4 protein-coding genes and 1 pseudogene are annotated in these 3,160 nt (G+C 39.7%); all 5 read right to left on the bottom strand.

Translation table 11 applies throughout. The features are described 5' to 3' along the window. Window positions 1-251, bottom strand: a pseudogene (locus INF68_RS22915) (hypothetical protein); the annotation flags it as partial. A 141-nt stretch (window positions 252-392) separates the two neighbouring features. After that, window positions 393-770, bottom strand: coding sequence for a hypothetical protein (locus INF68_RS22910; protein WP_032668108.1), 378 nt, complete (start codon window positions 768-770; stop codon window positions 393-395). Between the two features lie 22 nt (window positions 771-792). After that, window positions 793-1,488 carry an EAL domain-containing protein gene (locus INF68_RS22905; RefSeq protein WP_023292990.1) on the bottom strand — a complete coding sequence of 232 codons (696 nt, stop codon included), beginning with the start codon at window positions 1,486-1,488 and terminating at the stop codon, window positions 793-795. Between the two features lie 575 nt (window positions 1,489-2,063). Next, window positions 2,064-2,504: a hypothetical protein gene (locus tag INF68_RS22900; protein ID WP_032674392.1), complete on the bottom strand. Its 441-nt coding sequence runs from the start codon at window positions 2,502-2,504 to the stop codon at window positions 2,064-2,066. Window positions 2,505-2,610: 106 nt separating this feature from the next. Then, the gene (locus tag INF68_RS22895; protein ID WP_023292988.1) at window positions 2,611-2,904 is read right to left on the bottom strand and encodes a hypothetical protein; all 294 of its coding nucleotides are present in this window, start codon (window positions 2,902-2,904) and stop codon (window positions 2,611-2,613) included. Window positions 2,905-3,160: the final 256 nt, after the last annotated feature.

Below are 3,160 nucleotides of genomic sequence, written 5' to 3'. Positions count from 1 at the left end.
GTACTAACTACCGTTCCATGTTTCACCTGTAATTCAAGTTCAGATAATGCCGCTTCTGCTTTTAGTTTACGTAGGCGTTCTTGATCTATTTGTTCGCGTGTATCGGTATTACGTAACGGTAGAATTACATTCTGTACTATCCATGCTCGTGTATCAGCTTCTTCAGTACCTTCACCAATTGGCATACCCTGTGCTTTCCATTCGCGTACTGTGGATTCGTTGTACCCGTACTGCTTCGCAAGCTGATTCATGCTAATGTTCTTATTCATCTGTATAACGTTTCGCCTCTTTATTATTTTTTCACATATATTTAAAACAAAGTGCGTCGAAATCTACGCGGTGTTTTAAGGTTCAAAGAGAACCTAAATGAAAAAGGTTCTCATATTGTCGAGTTATTTTTGTTCTCTGAATTGATTGATCAATAGAGCAATTCGATAGTTATCTATAGGTCTACTGTTCAGTGATTCATCTTGTATTAATTCCTGAGTCAAGCACTGGAGATAGTCGAGGTGTACACGCTCTGAGCCTTTGTAATTTTCTATTGTGTTCCAGTCATAAACCCATCTACCGATTGTGTAGCTGTGTTGGTGATTCACTGTGATGTATTTATAGCTGAGTACTAAACGGTGTTGGTTGATGAATAGCTTGTATGATTCATCAAACGTGATATGAGCGTTAATTAGCTTATCTGAACGGGAATACTCATAACCTGTATAAGTACCGTCTATGATGCTTGTAGAGCCTTGAGGGAAGTGTAATGTGATGTTCATAGGTATACCCCATAGTTATTGTCTATAGGGTATTTACTATGGTGTTAGATAAGGTTGTTATCTTGTCGAACGGTACTGAACGGTATAGATAGCCTTGAACCGCAGTTACTCCAGCATCGCGTAGTACTGGTAGCTCTTGCCGCTGCTCTACTCCCTCTACGATTACATAGGGGCAATAGTTCATGATGTTCTTCATCAGTACGTTGAATGTTGGTTTCTGTACTTCCTCACGGTAGAACGCCCTATCGATTTTTACCGCTTCATAGCATCCAGTAGTTAACGCCGCAACGTTAGCCCGACCGGAACCAAGATCATCAAGGAACAAGCGATAGCCTACGTTTAACATTGTTCGTAACACCGGATGATCTATACCCAATTCCAACCCTTCAAAGTCTTCTGAGATCTCCAACCTGACAAACTCCAGCTTATCCAGTAAGTGAGTTATACCACTGTCATATACACATAGCCGTGCCTGTAAGGTATCAACATTAACGGTACAGAAAAGCCGGTGATCCCTGAACCATGAAGCACGTAATTCTATGGCCTGTAGTTGTCGTGTGAGTAGTTCCCTCTTCCTTTCATTATCCATAGCCATGATGAAGTACTTACTGTTCAGTACAGGCAAGTCCTGGCAATGGAAACGGGTTAACAATTCACAACCAACCAGTTGGCCTGAAGTTGTCATGATCGGCTCTGCTATAAAGCTAGTTATTATCATCACATTGATCTCTTTAATCGATTTATACTCTATTATTGATCGCTCAAATCTATTAGTATAGAAACTATTCGCCTAAAGAAAATCATTTAACTTATTGAATATGATCGTTTTTATTGAATTTTTAGCGTTTCGTCTTGTTCTTCAGTATTACACTGTATAAATTTACAGTATCTAACGGTTAGTGGAGGGCTTAGAAATGGGCAATAAGAACGGTTACGATCCATCCATACGTAGAGGTGTTCATCAGTTCTCACACGCTGGGGTTTGGTTCACGGTCTGTTATCGGGGAAGTATTCTTGAACAATTCGAGTTGGTGATCGGGTGATATTTGAAGGTTCTGTAGGTGGGGTGTTCTGGCTGAGAACGGTTGAAAGGGATTGTTTTGTACTGATTAGCGAGACACCCTTTAACAAGGTGTTGGATGCTCTAGTTTATCTACATGCTGAACGCCGAGTGGTTGAACAACATGCTGATGATTGGTCCTGTGGGCAAGAAGAACTGCCATTCTAAAAAATGCCCCTACACATTGACGGCCCCATTGAGTAGGACAGTTCATGTTATTGGGGCATATTCAATTACTTAATAAGTATTGTGTAAAATCTTCTTGTTTGTACTACTGCGACAATAAAGCACCCAATAGCAAAGCATATTTTCATACCATCTTCTATTGGGTGTACATTTAATACATTTCTAATTATAAAGTTGAACACTGAAAGCGTTACAAACCAATACAGTAGGAAATACAAAAATGAAAACAGGCGGCAAAGTATATTGCTACTTTTAATATCAAAAATCTTTGCTGTCAGTTTTGTTAATGGTGAGAAAAGCATCGCGATAAAACCAGGTATTATAGTAATTAGAAATATCGCAACAAACATCAAAGGCACTTTTACATATTCATTGCCATTTGGACCAATTATAATAATCAAACCAGTGACAGCCGTGATCAGCCCACCAATCAATAGTTCTTTCGTTCCCTCGAACATCTCAGAGATATTTTCAACAGTAATTTTCATTTTACCACTCTTCACTATAGGCAAGTTCTGAATGATAATATCATTTACAAATTGAAAAAGCCCTGTAGATTCACATCATAAAGGGCTTAGTACTGAAATTTTCAGATTACTTCGCTACTACCTGCCAGCGTCCACCAGGCTTTGTAATCTCATACTGGTATTGATCATCACACCATACATCTATACGGCCTGAGAAGTTCGCATTGCTAAACCTAGTGACTTTATCGCATGTGTAATCACGCTGGATAAGAGCCTGAGCGAAATCCTTAGCGTCCTGTAATTCTTGATTGGTGAGCTGGGTAGACGGTTCTTCGTGCTGTGCTTCATGCTTAACATCTCCACCTGAGATTTTGAAATACAAAGCGATGAGCACCAATAAAACTACAATAATTTTCCCCATTAGTAACCCTTGTGAACTATCTGGAATACAAGAGGTTGTTTCAACATCCTCTAAGTCACAATGGGTAGTATCGGCCTTATGTAGAATTTCTTTACTTACATGTAAACTGAAGGGGGAGTAACAGTACTGAGGGCTGTTGTATGGTAGCTTCACGCCACACCCACACCTTCAACAAACCTACCCATAGTGGGGGGCGTGAGGTTATGAGTGTACTTTAGGTATGATATAGAAGTAAAGCCATATAAGATTATCGATA

The sequence above is a fragment of the Enterobacter cloacae complex sp. P16RS2 genome (assembly GCF_014982155.1).
Lineage (GTDB): Bacteria > Pseudomonadota > Gammaproteobacteria > Enterobacterales > Enterobacteriaceae > Enterobacter > Enterobacter cloacae_M.
This window is presented reverse-complemented; position numbering and strand designations above follow the sequence as displayed.

Coding starts and splice junctions, on each gene's coding strand:
- INF68_RS22910 (WP_032668108.1), bottom strand. CDS start 770: ATGAACATCACATTACACTTCCCTCAAGGCTCTACAAGCATCATAGAC.
- INF68_RS22905 (WP_023292990.1), bottom strand. CDS start 1,488: ATGATAATAACTAGCTTTATAGCAGAGCCGATCATGACAACTTCAGGC.
- INF68_RS22900 (WP_032674392.1), bottom strand. CDS start 2,504: ATGAAAATTACTGTTGAAAATATCTCTGAGATGTTCGAGGGAACGAAA.
- INF68_RS22895 (WP_023292988.1), bottom strand. CDS start 2,904: ATGGGGAAAATTATTGTAGTTTTATTGGTGCTCATCGCTTTGTATTTC.